The organism is Pseudomonas arvensis, from assembly GCF_056688935.1.
Genome location: NZ_CP162038.1, coordinates 1 through 19,973, shown reverse-complemented (window position 1 = coordinate 19,973; position 19,973 = coordinate 1). Strand labels below are relative to the sequence as shown.

The following is a 19,973-nucleotide window of genomic DNA, read 5'->3' as shown; positions in this document are numbered from 1 at the left end:
AGACCTCCCATGACCGAGCCACTGCGCATTGTTTTTGCTGGCACCCCCGAATTCGCCGCCGAACACCTCAAGGCGCTGCTTGCCAGCCCTTACGATGTCATTGCGGTGTATACCCAGCCGGATCGCCCGGCCGGTCGCGGGCAAAAACTGATGCCGAGCCCGGTCAAGCAGTTGGCGCTGGAGCACAACATTGCTGTGCTGCAGCCGCCGACCCTGCGCAACGCCGAGGCACAGGCCGAGCTGGCTGCGCTCAAGCCTGACCTGCTGGTGGTGGTGGCTTACGGCTTGATCCTGCCGCAAGTGGTGCTGGATATTCCGCGCCTGGGCTGCATCAACAGTCATGCGTCACTGCTGCCACGCTGGCGCGGTGCGGCGCCAATCCAGCGCGCGGTGCAAGCCGGTGATGCTCAAAGCGGTGTAACCGTGATGCGCATGGAGGCGGGTTTGGACACCGGCCCGATGCTGCTCAAAGTGGTGACGCCGATCACCGCCGCAGACACTGGCGGCAGCCTGCACGACCGCCTGGCCGAAATGGGCCCGCCCGCCGTAATCCAAGCAATCGCTGGCCTCGCTGCCGGCACCCTGGAAGGCGAAGTGCAGGACGACAACCTGGCCACCTACGCCCACAAATTGAACAAAGACGAAGCGCGCATCGACTGGAGCCGCCCGGCCGTGGAGCTGGAGCGCCTGGTGCGTGCCTTCAACCCGTGGCCGGTCTGCCACAGCACCCTCAATGGCGAAGCCTTGAAAGTGTTGGCCGCCACGTTGGCCGACGGCAAAGGCGCCCCCGGTGAAATCATTGGCGCCAGCAAAGACGGCCTGTTGGTCGCCTGTGGCGAGCAGGCCCTGTGCCTGACCCGTCTGCAATTGCCCGGCGGCAAGGCGCTGAATTTCAGCGATTTGTTCAACAGCCGCCGTGAGAAGTTTTCCCTGGGCACCGTACTTGGGGTGGCCGCGCAATGAACCCACGTCTGGCCGCCGCCAAGGCTCTCGCCGCCGTACTCAACGGCAAGGCTTCGCTGAACAGTTCACTGCCGACGCAGTTGGATAAGGTCGAGGACCGCGATCGCGGCTTTACCCAGGACCTGGCTTTTGGCACCGCCCGTTGGCAGCCGCGCTTATCGGCGCTGGCGGCCAAGCTGCTGCAAAAGCCATTCAAGGCGGCCGATGCTGACGTCGAAGCGCTGCTGCTGGTGGGGCTTTATCAGTTGCTCTACACCCGCGTGCCGGCCCATGCCGCCATCGGTGAAACCGTCGGTTGCGCCGACAAGCTGAAAAAACCCTGGGCCAAGGCCTTGCTCAATGCCGTACTGCGCCGCGCCCAGCGCGAAAGCGAAGCGCTGCTGGCCGAGCTGGAACATGACCCAGTGGTGCGTACCGCCCACCCGCGCTGGCTGCAAAAGTCCCTGAAGGCGTTCTGGCCCGAGCAGTGGGAAGCCATTTGCGCGGCCAACAATGCGCATCCACCGATGATTTTGCGGGTCAACCGTCGTCATCACGCGCGTGACGCCTACCTGCAATTGCTCACCGATGCGGGCATCAACGCCACGCCGTGCGTGTACAGCGTCGATGGCATTGTGCTTGAAGCCGCCACTGACGTGCGCAGCCTGCCGGGTTTTGCCGAGGGTTGGATCAGCGTGCAGGACGAAGCCGCGCAATTGGCCGCCGATTTGCTCGACCTGGCGCCCGGCCAACGCGTGCTCGACGCCTGCTGCGCCCCGGGCGGCAAGACCTGTCACATCCTGGAAGTCGAAAAAGACCTGGCCGGTGTCGTCGCCGTCGACCTGGAAGCCAAGCGCCTGGTGCGCGTACGAGAAAACCTCGCACGCCTGGGCCTGAGTGCCGACCTGATCGCCGCCGATGGCCGTGACACCGCCACCTGGTGGGACGGCAAACCATTCCAGCGCATCCTGCTCGACGCGCCATGCTCGGCCACCGGCGTGATCCGCCGCCACCCGGACATCAAGCTCACCCGCCAACCCGACGACATCGTCGCCCTGGCCACCCTGCAAGGTGAGCTGCTGGACGCCATGTGGCCGACCCTGGAAGTCGGCGGCATCCTGCTCTACGCCACCTGCTCCACCTTGCCTACCGAAAACACCGAGGTGATCGAAGCCTTCCTCGCCCGCACCAGCGGCGCCCGGGAGCTGGACCTCGCCACAACGGCTGGCATCAAGCAGCCGCACGGTCGCCAATTGCTCGCGCAAGAAGGCGGGCACGACGGCTTCTACTACGCCAAACTGATCAAGATTGCCGCCGCACGCGGCTGAATGGTTTTTGAGGGAGTGACCGGATGAAAATCATCATCCTTGGGGCAGGGCAGGTGGGCGGCACACTGGCGGAACATTTGGCCAGCGAAGCCAATGACATCACCGTGGTGGACACTGACGCTGAGCGCCTGCGCGACTTGGGCGACCGCCTGGACATCCGCACCGTACAAGGTCGTGCGTCGTTTCCTACGGTGCTGCGTCAGGCCGGAGCCGACGATGCCGACATGCTGGTGGCCGTGACCAACAGCGACGAGACCAACATGGTCGCGTGCCAGGTCGCCCACACTCTGTTCCACACCCCGACCAAGATCGCCCGTGTCCGCGAAGCCGCCTACCTGACCCGCGCCGGCCTGTTCGATAACGACGCCATCCCGGTCGACGTGCTGATCAGCCCGGAGCAGGTGGTGACCCACTACATCAAGCGCCTGATCGAAATTCCGGGCGCCCTGCAGGTGATCGACTTCGCGGGCGGCAAAGCGCAGTTGGTCGCAGTGAAGGCCTATTATGGCGGCCCACTGGTCGGCCAGCAGCTGCGCCAGCTGCGCGAACACATGCCCAATGTGGAAACCCGCGTAGCCGCGATTTTCCGGCGTGACCGGCCGATCCTGCCCCAGGGCGATACGGTGATCGAGGCCGACGACGAAGTGTTTTTCATCGCGGCTAAAGCGAATATTCGCGCCGTGATGAGCGAAATGCGCCAGCTTGACGAAAACTATAAACGCATCGTCATCGCCGGCGGCGGGCAGATCGGTGAGCGCCTGGCCGAGGCCATCGAAAGCCGCTATCAAGTGAAGATCATCGAGATGAACCCGGCGCGCTGCCGGCATTTGTCCGACACCCTCGACAGCACGGTCGTCCTGCAAGGCAGCGCCTCGGACCGCGACCTGTTGATGGAAGAAAACATCGCCGACGCCGACATTTTCCTGGCCCTGACCAACGATGACGAAGCCAACATCATGTCCTCGCTGCTGGCCAAGCGGCTGGGGGCGAAGAAGGTGATGACCATCATCAACAACCCGGCTTATGTCGACTTGATCCAGGGCGGCGATATCGACATCGCTATCAGCCCGCAACTGGCGACTATCGGCACCTTGCTGGCCCACGTACGCCGTGGCGATATCGTCAGCGTGCACTCCCTGCGCCGTGGCGCGGCGGAAGCCATCGAAGCGATCGCACACGGCGATGCGAAGTCGAGCAAAGTGATCGGCAAGGCCATCCGCGATATTGGCCTGCCACCGGGCACCACCATTGGCGCGATTATTCGCGATGAAGAAGTGATCATTGCCCACGACGATACAGTGATCGCTACCGGCGACCACGTAATCCTGTTCCTTGTGGATAAAAAACATATCCGCGATGTGGAGAAGTTGTTCCACGTGGGTTTGAGCTTTTTCTGATCAACCGGAGTGACCGACATGCTCGAATCCCTGGAAAAAATGCTCGCCAAGGGTGTGGATAACGCATTGCTGCGCTTCGGCTTGGGCAAGGGTTATCTGGATCTGAAGGACAATGCCAGGGCGGCCGAGCATTTGCGCAAGTGCGTTGAGTTTGATCCGAAGTATTCAGCGGCGTGGAAGTTGTTGGGTAAGGCGCAACTTGGCTTGAATGATCTGACCGCCGCACGGCTGGCATGGGAACAGGGCATAGAAGCGGCCCAGGCCCATGGCGACAAACAGGCGGAAAAAGAAATGACGGTGTTCCTGAAGAAACTCGACCGCCAAGCCTAAGCGCAAATCAAATGTGGGAGGGGGCTTGCCCCCGATAGCGGTGTATCAGCCAAATATCAGTAGCTGACAGACTGCAATCGGGGGGCAAGCTCCCTCCCACATTTGGTTTGTGTTGTTCTTTAGATCAGCGGTGAATCAGTACCACCGCGCTTCACCCGGCGGGCGTTTCTTGAAGCGTTTCATGCTCCACATGTACTGGCTCGGGTAGGCGCCGACATAGCGCTCCACCACCTTGCTCATCGCCGCGCAGGACGTGGCCGTGTCGGTGCTGTACATGTCTTCCGGCGCCGCTTCGAGGATTACTTTGTAGCCAGAACCGTCCGGCAGTCGCAGGGCGTGCAGGAACACACCAACAGCCTTGTGGCCCGCGAGCATGTTTGGCACGAACTTGCTGGTCAGCGCCTGGGTGGCAAAGAACGGCACGAAGATCCCTGCCGATTCCGCCGGCTCCGGGTCAGCGGGAATACCCACCTGGCCACCTTTGCGCACTTCCTTGATCACACTGAGAATGCCTTCCTTGGTGGACGCCGCCACGCGGTTGCCCAACTGCACGCGCTGTTTGCGCAGCAACTCATCCACCGCCTTGAGCTTGGGCGGGCGATAGAAAATGATCGGTTTGCACTGGTTGCAATAGAAGTGGTTCAACACCTCCCAGTTACCCAGGTGGCTGGTGATGCCCACTACGCCTTTGCCCGAGGCCAATGCATCGTGCAGCACTTCGAGGCCTTCGACTTCACGCACCAGGTCGATGGAGCGTTGCGCCGGCCAGATCCAGGCACAGGCGCTTTCGGTCAGGGACTTGCCGATGTCCATCAGGCTCTGGCCGACCAGGCGTTCGCGGGCGGCCGGGTCCATGTCCGGGAAACATTTGGAGAGGTTGATCCGCACCGTCTCGCGAGAGCGGTTGGGGGTTTTCCACATGATCCAGCCAATCGCCGTGCCGACGGCCTGGACGGCACGCCAGGGCAGCAGGGCAAACAACCGAAGAGCGCCTACCAGCAAGGCGCCTTTAAACTTTTCCACAGGTCACTCCCGTTCGTGTGTGGTGCGCAAAGCACGCATTCTAACCGGCGTTGACCAAGTCCGCGTAACGGTCGCAGTCCTGAGTGTGGTCCATGACCATGCCCGAGGCCTGCATGAACGCGTAGCAAATGGTCGGTCCGACGAAGGTGAAGCCGGCCTTTTTCAGGGCTTTGCTCATGGCTTCAGCCTCGGGGGTGATCGCCGGGACTTCGCTGCGATCCTTGAAGTGATTGACCTTGGGCACGCCGCCGACAAACGACCAGAGCAAGCCCACCGGATCTTCCAGTGCCAACCAGGCCGCGGCGTTGCGGCGAGTCGCGTTGAGCTTTAGGCGGTTGCGCACGATACCAGGGTCGAGCATCAGCGCTTCGATCTCGTCGTCGCTCAAGTGCGCCAGGCGCTGCGCATCAAAACCAAACAAGACCTTTCGATAATGCTCGCGTTTGCGTAAAACGGTGATCCAGGAAAGGCCCGCCTGGAACCCTTCGAGTAAAAGCAACTCGAACAAGCCCTGCGCATCGCGCAGCGGCGTTCCCCACTCCTGATCGTGATAAGCCATGTACAGCGGATCTTCAGAACACCAAAAGCAGCGTGGCATAAGGCTCCAGGGGATGGTGGCGCGGCCGAATCGGGTATACTCCCGCTCTTTAAATCGCAGCCCAAGTAACAGGTGAATTTCGTGAGCCAGCCTACGCCAGCCGTGCGTACCTTCCAAGACTTGATCCTCGCCCTCCAGCAATACTGGGCCGAGCAAGGTTGTGTGGTACTTCAGCCCTACGATATGGAAGTAGGCGCCGGCACTTTCCACACCGCTACCTTCCTGCGGGCCATTGGCCCGGAAACCTGGAACGCCGCTTATGTGCAGCCCAGTCGTCGCCCGACTGACGGCCGCTACGGCGAAAACCCGAACCGTCTGCAGCACTACTACCAATTCCAGGTGGTATTGAAGCCGAACCCGGACAACTTCCAGGAACTGTACTTGGGCTCGCTCAAGCATGTTGGCCTGGACCCGCTGGTCCACGATATCCGTTTCGTCGAAGACAACTGGGAATCGCCGACGCTGGGCGCCTGGGGCCTGGGCTGGGAAGTCTGGCTCAACGGCATGGAAGTGACGCAATTCACTTACTTCCAGCAAGCGGGCGGCATCGAGTGCTACCCGGTGACCGGCGAGATCACCTACGGTCTGGAACGCCTGGCCATGTACCTGCAGGGCGTGGACTCGGTCTACGACCTGGTATGGGCTGACGGCCCGTTCGGCAAAGTGACTTATGGCGATGTGTTCCACCAGAACGAGGTGGAGCAATCCACCTACAACTTCGAACACGCCAACGTCGAGAAGCTGTTCGAACTGTTCGACTTCTATGAAAGCGAAGCCAAGCGCCTGATCGAACTCGACCAGCCGCTGCCGTTGCCAAGCTATGAAATGGTCCTGAAGGCATCCCACACCTTCAACCTGCTGGACGCCCGCCGTGCCATTTCGGTAACCGCGCGCCAGCAATACATCCTGCGTGTACGCACCCTGGCGCGTTCCGTCGCCCAAGCCTACCTGCTGGCTCGCGCCAAGCTGGGCTTCCCGATGGCCACCCCGGACCTGCGTGATGAAGTGTTGGCTAAGCTGGAGGCTGCACAATGAGTGCTCAAGATTTCCTGGTTGAACTGGGCACCGAAGAGCTGCCACCCAAGGCCCTCAACACCCTGGCCGACGCATTTTTGGCCGGTATCGAAAAAGGCCTGCAGACTGCCGGCCTGAAGTTTGAAGCCAAGAAAGTCTACGCCGCGCCACGTCGCCTGGCGGTGTTGCTGACCGCGCTGGAAACCCAGCAACCGGACCGCAGCATCAACCTCGACGGCCCGCCGCGCCAGGCGGCTTTCGACGCTGAAGGCAACCCGACCCAGGCCGCCCTTGGTTTTGCCAAGAAGTGTGGCGTGGAGCTGAGCGAGATCGATCAGAGCGGTCCGAAACTGCGCTTCAGCCAGGTTATCACCGGCAAGCCGACTGCCAGCCTGCTGCCGACCATCGTTGAAGACTCCCTGAACGACCTGCCGATCCCCAAGCGCATGCGCTGGGGTGCACGCAAAGAAGAATTCGTCCGCCCAACCCAATGGCTGGTGATGCTGCTCGGTGACCAGGTCATCGACTGCACCATCCTCGCCCAGAAGGCTGGCCGCGACTCCCGTGGTCACCGCTTCCATCATCCAGAAGCCGTACGCATCACCTCGCCGGCGAGCTATGCCGCCGACCTGCGTGCCGCTTACGTGCTGGCCGACGCCAATGAGCGTCGCGAGCTGATCAGCAAGCGCACCGAAGAGCTGGCCCGCCTGCAGGAAGGCACCGCCATCGTGCCGCCAAGCCTGCTCGACGAAGTGACCGCGCTGGTTGAATGGCCAGTGCCGCTGGTGTGTTCGTTCGAAGAGCGCTTCCTCGACGTGCCGCAAGAAGCCCTGATCACCACCATGCAGGACAACCAGAAGTACTTCTGCCTGCTGGATGTGGACGGCAAGTTGCTGCCGCGCTTCATTACCGTGGCCAACATCGAAAGCAAAGACCCGCAGCAGATCATCGCCGGTAACGAGAAAGTCGTCCGCCCGCGCCTGACCGACGCCGAGTTCTTCTTCAAGCAAGACAAGAAGTCGAAGCTTGAAGACTTCAACCTGCGCCTGCAAAACGTGGTGTTCCAGGAAAAGCTCGGCAGCGTCTACGACAAGGCTGCGCGCGTTTCCAAGCTCGCTGCCTATATCGCACCCCGCATTGGCGGCGATGCGGCCTCGGCCGCCCGCGCCGGTATGCTGTCCAAGTGCGACCTGGCCACCGAGATGGTCGGCGAATTCCCTGAGATGCAAGGCGTTGCCGGCTACTACTACGCCCTCAACGATGGCGAGGCCGAAGACGTTGCCCTGGCACTGAACGAGCAGTACATGCCACGCGGTGCCGGTGCAGAGCTGCCAACCACCCTGACCGGCGCGGCCGTGGCCATCGCCGACAAGCTGGATACCCTGGTGGGTATCTTCGGTATCGGCATGCTGCCTACCGGTAGCAAAGACCCGTATGCCCTGCGCCGTGCAGCCCTGGGTGTGCTGCGTATCCTGATCGACAAGAAGCTCGACCTCGACCTGACCCAGGCCGTGGTGTTCGCCGTCGGCCAGTTCGGTACCAAGGTCAAGCAAGCCGGCCTGGCCGAGCAAGTGCTGGAGTTTGTGTTCGACCGCCTGCGTGCGCGCTACGAAGACGAAGGCGTGGACGTTTCCGTCTACCTGTCGGTACGTGCCCTGCAACCGGGTTCGGCGCTGGACTTCGATCAGCGCGTACAAGCCGTGCAGGCCTTCCGCAAATTGCCGGAAGCCGATGCCCTGGCCGCTGTGAACAAGCGTGTGTCGAACCTGCTGAGCAAGGCCGAAGGCCTGGGCAACGGCGATGTCGACCCTGGCCTGTTTGCCGATGCCAAGGAGTTCTCGCTGAACTCGGCCATCGCCAAGGCAGAAAACGCCGTGAAGCCGCTGATCGCCGAGCGTAACTACGCCGAAGCACTGGCGCGCCTGGCCACCTTGCGTGAGCCGGTGGATGCGTTCTTCGAGGCGGTGATGATCAATGCCGAAGATGCCGGCGTGCGGAAAAACCGCTACGCCATGCTGGCGCGTCTGCGCGGCTTGTTCGTCAACATCGCCGACATTTCGACCCTGAGCTGACCATGGTGAAACTGCTGATTCTCGATCGGGACGGGGTGATCAACTACGACTCCGACGCTTACATCAAGTCAGTGGCGGAGTGGATACCACTGCCCGGCTCGATCGAGGCCATCGCGCAGTTGAGCAAAGCCGGCTGGACAGTGGCGATTGCCACCAACCAGTCCGGCATTGCCCGTGGCTACTACGACATCGCTACCCTGGACGCCATGCACGCGCGCTTGCGCACGTTAGTGGCGGAGCAGGGCGGTCAGGTGGGGTTGGTGACGTACTGCCCCCACGGGCCGGATGAGGGCTGCGATTGCCGTAAACCCAAGCCTGGCATGTTGAAAACCATTGCAGAACATTACAAGGTGCCGTTAGCTGGGATATGGTTCGTCGGGGACAGCCTCGGTGACCTGGAGGCGGCCAAAGCCGTCGACTCTCAGCCAGTTTTGGTAAAGACCGGGAAAGGCGAAAAGACCCAGGCGAAAAACCTGCCGGTAGGCACTTTGATTTTTGACGATCTGGCGGCCGTTGCCGCAGAACTTATCAACAACTAGCCGCCCTCGACATCCTGGCCAAGGAGTGTTCGGGAGTGCGCTTTTCAACAGGCGGGCCGTGTCCCGCAACGGTAAATGCCGCCATGTCGATCTTGCAGGCCATCAGAACCTTTTTCTTTTACCTGCTGCTGGGCACCAGTTCGCTTCTCTGGTGCACCCTGAGCTTTTTTATTGCGCCCTTCCTGCCGTTCAAGGCGCGCTATCGCTTTATCAACGTCTATTGGTGCCGCTGCGCGTTGTGGCTGACCAAGGTGTTCCTGAACATCCGTTTTGAGATCAAGGGCGCTGAAAACGTCCCGGACCAGCCCTGCGTGATTTTGTCTAACCATCAGAGCACCTGGGAGACGTTCTTCCTCTCCGCGTACTTCTCGCCGTTGAGCCAGGTGCTCAAGCGCGAATTGCTGTACGTACCGTTCTTTGGCTGGGCCATGGCCATGTTGCGCCCGATCGCCATCGACCGTGACAACCCCAAGGCGGCGCTCAAGCACGTGGCCAAGAAGGGCGACGAGCTGCTCAAGGACGGCGTTTGGGTGCTGATCTTCCCGGAAGGTACGCGGGTGCCCTTTGGCACCGTGGGTAAATTCTCCCGAGGTGGTACGGCCCTGGCGGTCAACGCCCATCTGCCGGTGTTGCCGATTGCGCATAACGCCGGCAAGTTCTGGCCGAAGACTGGTTGGGCAAAACGCGAAGGCACCATCACCGTGGTGATTGGCGAACCTATGTACGCAGAAGGCGAAGGCCCACGCGCCATTGCCGCGCTGAATGAACGCGCGCAGGCGTGGAATGAAGCGCAGCAACGGGCCATGGGTTCCCTGCCGCCGGAGCCGGTTGTGGTAGACACTCCGGTGGTATGAGCATCTGTGGATAACCTGTGCACGGATTGTTGGCGAATTGGCTTTTTTGCTTCATAACAAGCTGATTTACTTACATATTTCCAGAGACCTAAAAATCCCTAAAAACGTGCATAAGTTTTTTCCGCATAAAAAAACCGGTCCTTGTGACCGGTTTTTTATGCACAGCGCAAAAGCACGTTTTAGCACTCGTCCAGCAAGGGCAATTGCAGGCTGAATGTGGTGCCTTTGCCCACACTGCTTTCACATTCGATACGTCCTCCATGACGCTCCACGACCGCTTTGACCATGGTCAGCCCGAGTCCCAACCCATCGCTGCCTTGGGCTGAATCAAAGCGTTTGTACTGGCTGAACAACTCCGGTAAATCTTCGGCAGCTATCCCTGGGCCCTGGTCACTGATCCGGCATTCCAACCAGCCTTGCGTGCTGCTGTGTCTCAACCGGACGGTGGTGCCGGACGGCGAGTATTTGATCGCGTTCTCCAGCACGTTGAATAACGCACGGGTGAGCAGCGACTGATCGGCTGACACCATCCCCTCATCTGCCTCATCCAGATCGTGGACCAGGTGAATGCCCTTGAGCTGTGCGATCAGCGCCACTTGGTCAAAAGCATCCATAACCAGCATGGCGAACAGCGTTGGCTGGAAGTGGTAACCGTCGGCCTCGGCTTTTGCCAACTGAACAAAAGATTCAGTCAGGCTCAAGGCGCGGCGTACCTGCTGCTCTATCTGCGCAAACACTGGCGACTCGGCGCTGTGTACGTCGAGCAGTGCAAGGATCGCCGAGTGCGGCGCACGAAGATCATGGGACAGGAAACGCAACATGGTTTCTCGGTGCTGCTGGGCCTCACGTTCCTTGCTGAGGTCAGTGAGGCTCAGCAGCCAACCCAGCGCCACATCCCCTTCGGCCGGTAGCAGAGGTGCAAGCTCCATGCGCAGGCTACGTTGGTGGATATCCCGAAACTCAACCAATTCCAATGCCGAAAGGGCAGGGCGCACGCCGTTGTGCAGCGGTGGATAACCCAGATCAACCAGCTGGTCCAACAGGTTTTGGTTGACCAGATCATTACCGAACACGTCGCGGGCAATCCGGTTAGCCAGCAATATATTGCCTTGGGTGTCCGTGATCAGCGTCGCCACCGGCAGGCACTCAAGGCCATCGGCCATAAAGCGCCGGGTGTCCCGCGTGCGGCTCACCGCTTGCTCCAGGGCAAAGATGCGCCCCTGCAACACATCACCTTTGCTGGCCGGCGCTCGGCGGCGTTCGGGCAAGACTTTGGGTTCGTTATCCAACCGCGCCAACTCCCAGCCAAAGTAGGCCAGGATCACGCTCAGACGCCGCCAGTTCCAGATCAGGTAGCTGAGCAGCAAACCGATCAGGCAGGCCGCAGGCGACCACCAGTAGCCCAAACGCAATAGGGCAAATGAGCCGAGCAAGGCCGTGAACATACACCCCAGCGTCATCCATAGTGCATAGCGTGGGCGGTAGAGCAGCAGGCCCAGCAGCAGCGCCACCCAGCACGTTGCCATCACGGCTGACAGCCATTGGGGCAGATCCACGACGCTATGTCCTTGCAGTAGGCCGTTGAGCACGTTGGCCTGGATCTCTACACCCGCTGTAGTGCCCATCATGGGGGAAAGCGGAGTGACAAAACGATCGCCCATGCCCGAACCCGGGGCGCCTACCAAAATAAGGCGGTTACGCAACCGCTCAGGAGGGACTTCGCCGCGTAATACGCTGACATAAGACACACTCGGAAAACGGCTGTCGGGGTCGATATACGGGATGCGAACTGCATGTTCCTGATGCCAGCCCTGGGAGTTCGAATCGCGAGGCTCACCTGGCATCTCTGAGGGTTGGCCACTCATCGTGAACGCTAGCCATGCCAACTGAGGCGCCGTGGCATCGGGTGGGCCCTCGCGCAAATACAGCCTGCGCACCACGCCATCGCTGTCCGCTTCCACGTTGATATGCCCTATGCCTTTGGCACATTTAAGCAGTGGCTGCAGTTCTCCTCTGGGCTGGCTATCGCTGGCAGAATCATCACGCGCCAGGGGCAACAGTACGTTGCCGGCGCTGCACACCGCGTCGGCCAAGCGTTTGTCAGCAGCGGGATCGGCAGGATCGCTGAATATCACGTCGAACAGGATGGCGGTGGGTTGTGCAGCACTCAGGCGGTCGATCAGGTCGGCATGCAAACTACGGGGCCAAGGCCACTGCCCGAGCTTCTTCAAGCTGGCGTCATCGATGGTCACCAATAAGATACGTGGGTCCACCGGCAGCGGTGTCAGACGGCGAAGGCTGTCGTACAGCGGATTGTTCAACGCCAGGCCAGCACTCGTCGAAAGGTAGGCTGTGATCGGCAACAACAGCAAACCGATCCACAACCACTCACGAACCAAACCGTGGAACAGCCGTTGGGCATGGGTGGGTTGACGTTTTTCAGCCTTGCCCCAGAGCATCATTGATCAGCGTGTCCCTGTTGTTGGCATACGAAAGGAAGTGGCATAGCGCCCAGTGAAGCTCATTTTCGCGGCAGTGGAAAAGTTTTCCTGCGTGAGACTCATAAAGATAGAACCACCAAGGTATCTACCATCGGGGCACAGAAGTCTACGACAGCGCACGCGTCGGCTGATCCTTTTCCTTACAGCCTGGAGCCGGTATCTTTCCCACATCGGTACCGAGGACTTTAACTGGGTTGATCACTCATTGAACCCAGCCTACCGAGAGATCCAAGGGGCTAACGAATCTGCGCACAATTCTTCAGATTCGATGGCTGGCATCTGCGCAGTACGTGCCCTCACTACGACTGCCGTACTCTTCGAAATGAAAGGACCCACCCATGCGTGTCGCAATACTGGATGACGAACCCGCTGAATTGCGAAGGGTGGAACAGACACTGCGACAAATCCCCAGCACCGCCGAACAGCCCTGGACCCTGCATTGCTTCGAGCGTGGTGAGGACCTGCTGCGTCAGTTGCGGCGGGAAACCTTTGACCTGCTGATACTCGATTGGCAACTGCCCGATATCACCGGCATTGCGTTGCTGCGCTGGACCCGTGAGCACATGGAGTCGCCACCCGCCGTGATCATGCTCACCAGCAGGGATGCGGAAAGCGATATCGTCACCGCGTTGAACAGTGGCGCCGATGACTACGTCAGCAAACCCTTTCGTCCCAACGAACTCAAGGCTCGGGTTACCGCCGTTCTACGTCGCCATGGCCTGCAGAAGTCGGCGACCCAGGAAGTACAAAGTTTCAACGATCTGACCTTCGACGACGCCGAGTTGACCGTCACCCGCGCGGGAAAACCGATCAACCTCACTGAACGCGAATACCGCCTAGCGAGTTGCTTGTTTGCCAACTTAGCGCGACCGTTGTCTCGCGAGTACCTTTATGAGCGGTTCTGGACCCATGAAGAAATGGTGTCCTCACGGCCATTGGATACGCATATCTATCGACTGCGCAACAAGCTCGGCCTTACCGCTGATAGAGGTTGGCAGCTGTTGACGATTTATGGGTATGGGTACCGGTTGGAGAGCGTGGCGACTGCTTCCCATGGTTGAAAAGGGTGATGTTCCACGTGGAGCATTCAAAAAATACTGATTTCCACGTAATAAAAAAGGCCAACGCATAACGTTGGCCTTTTTGTTTTTCGGGTCCCGCCTGGATCAGAAGTCCAGGTTAGACACTGCCAGAGCGTTGCTTTCGATGAAGTCACGGCGAGGCTCGACCGCATCACCCATCAGGGTGTTGAAGATCTGATCCGCACCAATGGCGTCTTCGATGGTCACGCGCAGCATGCGACGCTGGGCAGGGTCCATGGTGGTTTCCCACAGTTGATCCGGGTTCATCTCGCCCAGACCTTTGTATCGCTGGATGGTGTGACGTTTGGTGCTTTCGGCCATCAACCAGTCCAGAGCCTCTTTGAACTCCTTGACTGCTTTCTTACGCTCGCCACGTTGAATGTAAGCGCCGTCGTCCAACAGGGTGCTGAGTTGGGCACCCAAGGTAACCACGGTCTTGTAGTCGTTGCTGCCGAAGAAGTCGCGGTTGAAGGTGACGTAGTTCGACAGGCCGTGGGAGATCAGTTCAACCTCTGGCAGCCACACGTTACGTTCACGGTCTTCACGCAGACTGGCTTTGTACACCAGGCCAGACTTCTCGACGGTGCGCAGACGTACTTCGTACTGGGCCAACCAATCCTGCATGTGTGCGTGATCGCCCAACTGTTCCAGGGTGATGGCCGGAAGGTAAATGAAGTGCTCGGTCAGCTCCTGAGGGTACAGGCGCGACAGGCGCTTGAGGGTCTTCATCACCATGCGGAAGTCGTTAACCAGACGCTCCAATGCTTCGCCGGAAATACCCGGGGCTTCATCGTTCAAGTGCAGGCTCGCATCTTCCAGAGCCGACTGCGTCATGTACTCTTCCATGGCGTCGTCGTCTTTGATGTATTGCTCTTGCTTACCCTTTTTCACTTTGTACAACGGTGGCTGGGCGATGTAGATGTAGCCGCGCTCGATCAACTCCGGCAACTGACGGAAGAAGAAGGTCAGCAGCAGGGTACGGATGTGCGAACCGTCGACGTCAGCATCGGTCATGATGATGATGTTGTGATAGCGCAGCTTGTCGATGTTGTATTCATCGCGGCCGATACCGCAGCCCAGCGCCGTGATCAAGGTGCCGACTTCCTGGGAGGAAATCATCTTGTCAAAGCGGGCCTTTTCAACGTTGAGGATCTTGCCCTTCAACGGAAGAATGGCCTGGGTGCGACGGTTACGACCCTGCTTGGCGGAACCGCCAGCAGAGTCACCTTCCACCAAATACAGTTCGGAGAGGGCAGGGTCCTTCTCCTGGCAGTCAGCCAGTTTGCCCGGCAGGCCGGCGATATCCAGCGCGCCTTTGCGGCGGGTCATCTCACGAGCCTTACGTGCGGCTTCACGGGCACGCGCGGCATCGATCATCTTACCGACGACCAACTTGGCTTCGTTCGGGTTCTCCAGCAGGAAGTCGGAGAAGTACTTACCCATCTCCTGTTCAACAGCGGTCTTCACTTCGGAAGACACCAGCTTGTCTTTAGTCTGGGAGCTGAACTTGGGATCCGGCACTTTTACCGAGATGATCGCGGTCAGGCCTTCGCGTGCATCGTCACCCGTGGTGGCGACTTTATGCTTCTTGGCCAAGCCTTCGGCTTCGATGTAGGTGTTCAGGTTGCGCGTCAGTGCGGAACGGAAACCCACCAGGTGAGTACCGCCGTCGCGCTGTGGAATGTTGTTGGTGAAGCACAACAGGTTCTCGTTAAAGCTGTCGTTCCACTGCAGGGCGATTTCTACGCCGATGCCGTCTTCACGCTGGATGTTGAAGTGGAACACCTGGTTGACCGCAGTCTTGTTGGTGTTCAGGTATTCAACGAATGCCCGCAGACCGCCTTCGTACTTGAACAGCTCTTCCTTTCCGCTGCGCTCGTCTTTGAGGACGATACCCACACCGGAGTTGAGGAAGGACAGTTCACGGATACGCTTGGCCAGAATGTCCCAGCTGAAGTGGATATTCTTGAAAGTTTCAGCCGATGGCTTGAAGTGAATCTGCGTGCCGGTCGATTCACTGTCGCCGACGATTTTCATCGGCTCCTGTGGAACACCGTGGACGTAAGTCTGTTCCCAGATCTTTCCGCTACGGCGGACGGTCAGGATCAACTCTTCGGACAGCGCGTTCACTACCGAAACACCTACACCGTGCAAACCGCCGGATACTTTATAGGAGTTATCGTCGAACTTACCGCCAGCGTGGAGCACGGTCATGATGACCTCTGCCGCCGAAACGCCTTCTTCTTTGTGCACATCTACCGGAATGCCACGACCGTTGTCGCGCACGGTAATGGATTCATCCGGGTGGATGATGATGCTGATGTCGTCGCAGTGACCGGCCAAAGCTTCGTCGATGGAGTTGTCGACCACCTCGAACACCATGTGGTGCAGACCGCTACCGTCATCAGTGTCGCCAATGTACATACCGGGACGTTTGCGTACGGCATCCAAACCTTTCAGCACTTTAATGCTGGTCGAGTCGTACGTGTTTTCTTCGCTCATGCCTTCACTCCCGATGGTCGTGGGTCTGGGTGATACGGCCTTGTTCCACGTGGAACAAAGCGACTGGCGTTTCCGTCTGCCAGCCTTCCCTCAATAATTCATGGTCTACACAAGTGATAAACACCTGGCAGCGTAAGTCTTCCAATAAGCGGCATAGCGCGCGGCGGTGTTGCTCGTCGAGTTCAGACGGCAAGTCATCCACCAGATAAATACACTGGCCGCGTCGGGCTTGGCTAACCAAGTGGCCTTGGGCGATACGCAGCGCACACACCACCAACTTCTGCTGGCCGCGGGACAAGATATCCGCAGCGTTATGAGCACCTAACCTAAGACGCAAATCTGCCCGTTGGGGTCCGGCCTGGGTATGGCCAATTTGCTGATCCCGCTGCAGGGACGTGGCGAGCACTGCGCTCAGTTCACGCTCTTTGTCCCAACCACGGTAGTAGCTCAGCGTCAGCCCTTCGAGATCCAACAACTCACTCAAAGTCTGCTCAAAGACTGGTTTCAAGGCTTTGATATAGGCGCGGCGGTATTCATCTATTTCGTCGCTGGCCAGGCACAGTTCCCGGTCCCAGGCCGCTTGCGAAGCGGCGTCAAGTGTACCATGCCGCAGCCACGAGTTCCGCTGCCGCAGGGCCTTCTGCAGGCGCTGCCAAGTGGCCATGAAGCGCGGTTCCACGTGGAACACTCCCCAATCGAGGAATTGCCTGCGGATTTTGGGTGCGCCTTCCAACAGCCGAAAGCTGTCAGGGTTGATCAACTGCAATGGCAGGATCTCTGCCAATTGCGCAGCACTGCGCGCATTTTGCCCGTCGATACGAATCTGAAATTCACCGCCACGATCACGTGATATCCCCAGGCTGCTGTATCCGCCCTCCGCCAGTTCAACCTGGCCAAAGACAGTACACGCCAATTGTTCGTACTGGATAACCGGTAACAAGCGCGCACTGCGAAAGGAACGGGCGAGCCCCAGCAAGTGGATAGCTTCCAGCACGCTGGTTTTTCCACTGCCGTTGGCACCATGGAGGATATTAATGCGGGGGGAGGGGGAGAAGGTCACCGGGTGCAGGTTGCGCACCGCGGTGACTGAAACGCGACTGAGGGACATCTAGCGTCTGCTGAGCATGATTACAGGCGCATCGGCATAACAACATAAGCCGAATCGTCGTTGTCGGATTCCTGCACCAAGGCGCTGCTGTTGGAGTCCGACAGGATCAGGCGCACCTGTTCAGTGGTCATCACGCCAAGTACGTCCAGCAGGTAGCTCACGTTGAAGCCGATTTCCAACGAACCGCCATTGTAGTCAACGCCTACTTCTTCTTCCGCCTCTTCCTGCTCCGGGTTATTGGCCTGAATTTTCAGCTGACCGTTGGCCAGTTGCAGACGAATACCACGGTATTTTTCGTTGGACAGAATCGCTGTGCGGCTGAACGCTTCACGCAGTGCCTGACGATCGCCGATCACCAACTTGTCACCGCCTTTAGGCAGCACGCGCTCGTAATCTGGGAATTTACCGTCGACCAGCTTGGACGTGAAGGTGAACTCGCCGGTGGTGGCGCGAATGTGGTGCTGACCCAATACGATGCTGACATTGCCATCCGGCTCAGTGAGCAGGCGCGCCAGCTCAAGAATACCTTTACGCGGCACGATCACCTGGTGACGGTCTGGCTGACCGATATCGGCACGCATCGAGCACATCGCCAGACGATGACCATCGGTGGCCACTGCACGGATAATGCCTTCGGATACTTCCAGCAACATACCATTGAGGTAGTAACGCACGTCCTGCTGGGCCATGGCGAAGCTGGTGCGCTCGATCAAACGACGCAGTTTGCTTTGCTCCAGGCTGCACGTCAGCGAGCCGGGGCCTTCTTCCACGGTCGGGAAGTCATTGGCTGGCAAGGTCGACAACGTGAAACGGCTGCGACCGGCCTTGACCACCAGCTTTTGCTCATCAACCTTGATGTCGATCAGCGCGTCGTTCGGCAGGCTTTTGCAGATATCCATCAGCTTGCGCGCGGGCACGGTGATCTCGCCTGGTTCGGCGGGCTCTTCCAGTTGCACGCGGCCAACCAGTTCGACTTCCAGGTCGGTGCCAGTCAGGGACAACTGCTGGCCTTCGACAACCAGCAATACGTTGGAGAGCACCGGCAAGGTCTGTCGGCGCTCGACGACGCCTGCGACCAGTTGCAGGGGTTTCAACAGGGCTTCGCGTTGAATGGTGAAATGCATGGTCTAGTCCCTTGCCTTAATAAGCTGCGCTGGTGTCATCAAGTGGTCAGTGTACGCAGCAGGTTCTTGTAGTCCTCGCGAATATCCGCGTCGGATTCCTTAAGTTCGTTGATCTTGCGGCATGCATGCAAGACCGTAGTGTGGTCGCGACCACCAAACACATCGCCAATTTCCGGCAGGCTGTGGTTGGTCAACTCCTTGGAGAGAGCCATGGCCACCTGGCGCGGACGAGCCACCGAGCGCGAACGGCGCTTGGACAGCAGATCGGAAATCTTGATCTTGTAGTACTCGGCCACGGTGCGCTGGATGTTATCCACACTCACCAGTTTGTCCTGCAGTGCCAGCAAGTCTTTCAGGGATTCGCGGATCAGTTCGATGGTGATGTCGCGCCCCATGAAGTGCGAGTGAGCGATGACCCGCTTGAGCGCGCCTTCCAGCTCACGCACGTTGGAGCGAATGCGTTGGGCGATAAAGAACGCCGCGTCGTGCGGTAGATCGACCTTAGCCTGATCAGCTTTTTTCATCAGGATCGCAACGCGGGTTTCGAGTTCCGGCGGCTCGACCGCAACGGTCAGACCCCAGCCGAAGCGCGATTTCAAGCGCTCTTCCAGGCCTTCGATTTCCTTCGGATAACGGTCACTGGTCAAGATGACCTGTTGGCCGCCTTCGAGCAGGGCGTTGAACGTATGGAAAAACTCTTCCTGGGAACGCTCTTTGCGCGCGAAGAATTGGATGTCATCGATCAGCAAGGCGTCAACGGAGCGATAGAAGCGCTTGAACTCGTTGATGGCATTGAGCTGCAAGGCCTTGACCATGTCAGCTACGAAGCGCTCCGAGTGCAGGTACACGACCTTGGCATTCGGGTTCTTCTTTAATAGGTGGTTGCCCACAGCGTGCATCAAGTGAGTCTTACCCAAGCCAACGCCACCATAAAGGAAGAGCGGGTTGTAACCGTGCTTGGGGTTATCCGCCACTTGCCAGGCCGCGGCGCGAGCAAGCTGGTTGGATTTACCTTCGACGAAATTCTCGAAGGTAAAGGTGCGGTTCAGGTAACTGGTGTGCTTGAGCGCGCCTTCTACCTGCACGGTGCGCTGTTCGGCGCGAACCGGTGCCTGTTGCGAGCTGGCGCCAGCCATTGGGTCGAAGCTGTCGCGAGACGGCTCTTCATTAATAGGCGCATTTTTCTGCGACGCTGATTTCGAAGGCGTCTGGGCAAGCGGCGCGGGTGAATTGTTAACAGGTGCCACTGCGGCCTGGGCCTGCGAGGCACTCGCCGCCAACGGCGCATTCGGCGCAGCGCGAGGCGCCGAGCTACGTTTGCTGCCTATTAACAAGGAGAGAACGGGCGCGAGACCGTTGCCATGTTCGTCGAGCAATTCGAGAACGCGGCTCAGGTACTTCTCGTTGACCCAGTCGAGAACGAAACGGTTGGGCGCATAAACGCGCAACTCGTCGCCTTCGGCTTCGACCTGTAGCGGACGGATCCAGGTGTTGAATTGCTGGGCAGGCAGCTCATCGCGCAAAAGCTCCACGCACTGCTGCCAAAGTTCCACTGACAC

The 19,973-nt window shown here is 59.2% G+C and carries 16 protein-coding genes; 9 read left to right on the top strand and 7 right to left on the bottom strand.

The annotated features are described in order from the left end of the window. Window positions 1–9 precede the first annotated feature (9 nt). The 4 genes from fmt to AB3G88_RS00065 are packed head-to-tail and all read left to right on the top strand — an operon-like array spanning window position 10 to window position 3,997. Complete coding sequence (fmt, locus tag AB3G88_RS00080) at window positions 10–963, top strand: methionyl-tRNA formyltransferase (RefSeq protein ID WP_480452674.1); 954 nt, start codon at window positions 10–12, stop codon at window positions 961–963. After that, the gene (rsmB, locus tag AB3G88_RS00075; RefSeq protein WP_099586149.1) at window positions 960–2,270 is read left to right on the top strand and encodes a 16S rRNA (cytosine(967)-C(5))-methyltransferase RsmB; all 1,311 of its coding nucleotides are present in this window, start codon (window positions 960–962) and stop codon (window positions 2,268–2,270) included. Before fmt ends, rsmB begins: the two co-directional genes overlap by 4 nt. A 23-nt stretch (window positions 2,271–2,293) precedes the next feature. Further along, on the top strand, window positions 2,294–3,667 hold the full coding sequence (gene trkA / locus AB3G88_RS00070; RefSeq protein WP_480452672.1) for a Trk system potassium transporter TrkA: 1,374 nt from the start codon (window positions 2,294–2,296) through the stop codon (window positions 3,665–3,667). Window positions 3,668–3,685: 18 nt separating this feature from the next. Beyond that, window positions 3,686–3,997, top strand: coding sequence for a tetratricopeptide repeat protein (locus AB3G88_RS00065; protein WP_480452670.1), 312 nt, complete (start codon window positions 3,686–3,688; stop codon window positions 3,995–3,997). A gap of 135 nt (window positions 3,998–4,132) precedes the next feature. Here the strand turns inward: AB3G88_RS00065 and AB3G88_RS00060 are convergent, their stop codons facing one another. Beyond that, a complete protein-coding gene (locus tag AB3G88_RS00060; RefSeq protein ID WP_480452668.1) occupies window positions 4,133–5,020 on the bottom strand; it encodes a lysophospholipid acyltransferase in 888 nt (295 codons plus the stop codon). Window positions 5,021–5,060: 40 nt separating this feature from the next. Then, the gene (locus AB3G88_RS00055; RefSeq protein WP_099586145.1) at window positions 5,061–5,618 is read right to left on the bottom strand and encodes a DNA-3-methyladenine glycosylase I; all 558 of its coding nucleotides are present in this window, start codon (window positions 5,616–5,618) and stop codon (window positions 5,061–5,063) included. 81 nt (window positions 5,619–5,699) lie between these two features. Here AB3G88_RS00055 and glyQ point away from each other — a divergent pair, with 81 nt between their 5' ends. The 4 genes from glyQ (at window position 5,700) to AB3G88_RS00035 (ending at window position 10,097) form a co-directional block, all read left to right on the top strand. Beyond that, window positions 5,700–6,653, top strand: a complete 954-nt coding sequence (gene glyQ, locus AB3G88_RS00050) for a glycine--tRNA ligase subunit alpha (protein WP_003213601.1) — start codon at window positions 5,700–5,702, stop codon at window positions 6,651–6,653. Then, a complete protein-coding gene (gene glyS, locus AB3G88_RS00045; RefSeq protein ID WP_480452666.1) occupies window positions 6,650–8,704 on the top strand; it encodes a glycine--tRNA ligase subunit beta in 2,055 nt (684 codons plus the stop codon). Before glyQ ends, glyS begins: the two co-directional genes overlap by 4 nt. Window positions 8,705–8,706: 2 nt before the next feature. Further along, window positions 8,707–9,243 carry a D-glycero-beta-D-manno-heptose 1,7-bisphosphate 7-phosphatase gene (gene gmhB, locus AB3G88_RS00040; RefSeq protein ID WP_162633358.1) on the top strand — a complete coding sequence of 179 codons (537 nt, stop codon included), beginning with the start codon at window positions 8,707–8,709 and terminating at the stop codon, window positions 9,241–9,243. Between the two features lie 83 nt (window positions 9,244–9,326). Continuing rightward, window positions 9,327–10,097, top strand: coding sequence for a lysophospholipid acyltransferase family protein (locus AB3G88_RS00035; protein ID WP_017528685.1), 771 nt, complete (start codon window positions 9,327–9,329; stop codon window positions 10,095–10,097). Window positions 10,098–10,276: 179 nt separating this feature from the next. On the opposite strand, the gene AB3G88_RS00030 is transcribed toward AB3G88_RS00035, so the two are convergent. After that, window positions 10,277–12,559 (bottom strand): CHASE2 domain-containing protein, encoded by a 2,283-nt coding sequence (locus AB3G88_RS00030; RefSeq protein WP_480452663.1) that lies wholly within the window; start codon window positions 12,557–12,559, stop codon window positions 10,277–10,279. 377 nt (window positions 12,560–12,936) lie between these two features. Between AB3G88_RS00030 and AB3G88_RS00025 the strand changes: the two genes are divergently transcribed. After that, on the top strand, window positions 12,937–13,659 hold the full coding sequence (locus AB3G88_RS00025) for a response regulator transcription factor (RefSeq protein WP_099586142.1): 723 nt from the start codon (window positions 12,937–12,939) through the stop codon (window positions 13,657–13,659). A gap of 105 nt (window positions 13,660–13,764) precedes the next feature. Here the strand turns inward: AB3G88_RS00025 and gyrB are convergent, their stop codons facing one another. From gyrB to dnaA, 4 genes are read right to left on the bottom strand one after another with little or no spacing between them, the layout of a single operon-like run. Then, a complete protein-coding gene (gene gyrB, locus AB3G88_RS00020; RefSeq protein ID WP_099586141.1) occupies window positions 13,765–16,182 on the bottom strand; it encodes a DNA topoisomerase (ATP-hydrolyzing) subunit B in 2,418 nt (805 codons plus the stop codon). Window positions 16,183–16,186: 4 nt separating this feature from the next. Continuing rightward, on the bottom strand, window positions 16,187–17,290 hold the full coding sequence (gene recF, locus AB3G88_RS00015) for a DNA replication/repair protein RecF (protein WP_099586140.1): 1,104 nt from the start codon (window positions 17,288–17,290) through the stop codon (window positions 16,187–16,189). A 20-nt stretch (window positions 17,291–17,310) separates the two neighbouring features. Continuing rightward, complete coding sequence (gene dnaN, locus AB3G88_RS00010) at window positions 17,311–18,414, bottom strand: DNA polymerase III subunit beta (protein ID WP_005783345.1); 1,104 nt, start codon at window positions 18,412–18,414, stop codon at window positions 17,311–17,313. 38 nt (window positions 18,415–18,452) lie between these two features. Beyond that, entirely contained in the window at window positions 18,453–19,973 is a 1,521-nt protein-coding gene (gene dnaA / locus AB3G88_RS00005) for a chromosomal replication initiator protein DnaA (protein WP_099586139.1), read from the bottom strand.

Bases quoted from the DNA above. Each gene is read 5' to 3' on its own strand.
- gmhB (WP_162633358.1), top strand. From the start codon at position 8,707: ATGGTGAAACTGCTGATTCTCGATCGGGACGGGGTGATCAACTACGAC.
- dnaN (WP_005783345.1), bottom strand. From the start codon at position 18,414: ATGCATTTCACCATTCAACGCGAAGCCCTGTTGAAACCCCTGCAACTG.
- glyS (WP_480452666.1), top strand. From the start codon at position 6,650: ATGAGTGCTCAAGATTTCCTGGTTGAACTGGGCACCGAAGAGCTGCCA.
- rsmB (WP_099586149.1), top strand. From the start codon at position 960: ATGAACCCACGTCTGGCCGCCGCCAAGGCTCTCGCCGCCGTACTCAAC.
- AB3G88_RS00035 (WP_017528685.1), top strand. From the start codon at position 9,327: ATGTCGATCTTGCAGGCCATCAGAACCTTTTTCTTTTACCTGCTGCTG.
- AB3G88_RS00065 (WP_480452670.1), top strand. From the start codon at position 3,686: ATGCTCGAATCCCTGGAAAAAATGCTCGCCAAGGGTGTGGATAACGCA.
- gyrB (WP_099586141.1), bottom strand. From the start codon at position 16,182: ATGAGCGAAGAAAACACGTACGACTCGACCAGCATTAAAGTGCTGAAA.
- AB3G88_RS00025 (WP_099586142.1), top strand. From the start codon at position 12,937: ATGCGTGTCGCAATACTGGATGACGAACCCGCTGAATTGCGAAGGGTG.
- trkA (WP_480452672.1), top strand. From the start codon at position 2,294: ATGAAAATCATCATCCTTGGGGCAGGGCAGGTGGGCGGCACACTGGCG.
- AB3G88_RS00055 (WP_099586145.1), bottom strand. From the start codon at position 5,618: ATGCCACGCTGCTTTTGGTGTTCTGAAGATCCGCTGTACATGGCTTAT.
- recF (WP_099586140.1), bottom strand. From the start codon at position 17,290: ATGTCCCTCAGTCGCGTTTCAGTCACCGCGGTGCGCAACCTGCACCCG.
- AB3G88_RS00030 (WP_480452663.1), bottom strand. From the start codon at position 12,559: ATGATGCTCTGGGGCAAGGCTGAAAAACGTCAACCCACCCATGCCCAA.
- fmt (WP_480452674.1), top strand. From the start codon at position 10: ATGACCGAGCCACTGCGCATTGTTTTTGCTGGCACCCCCGAATTCGCC.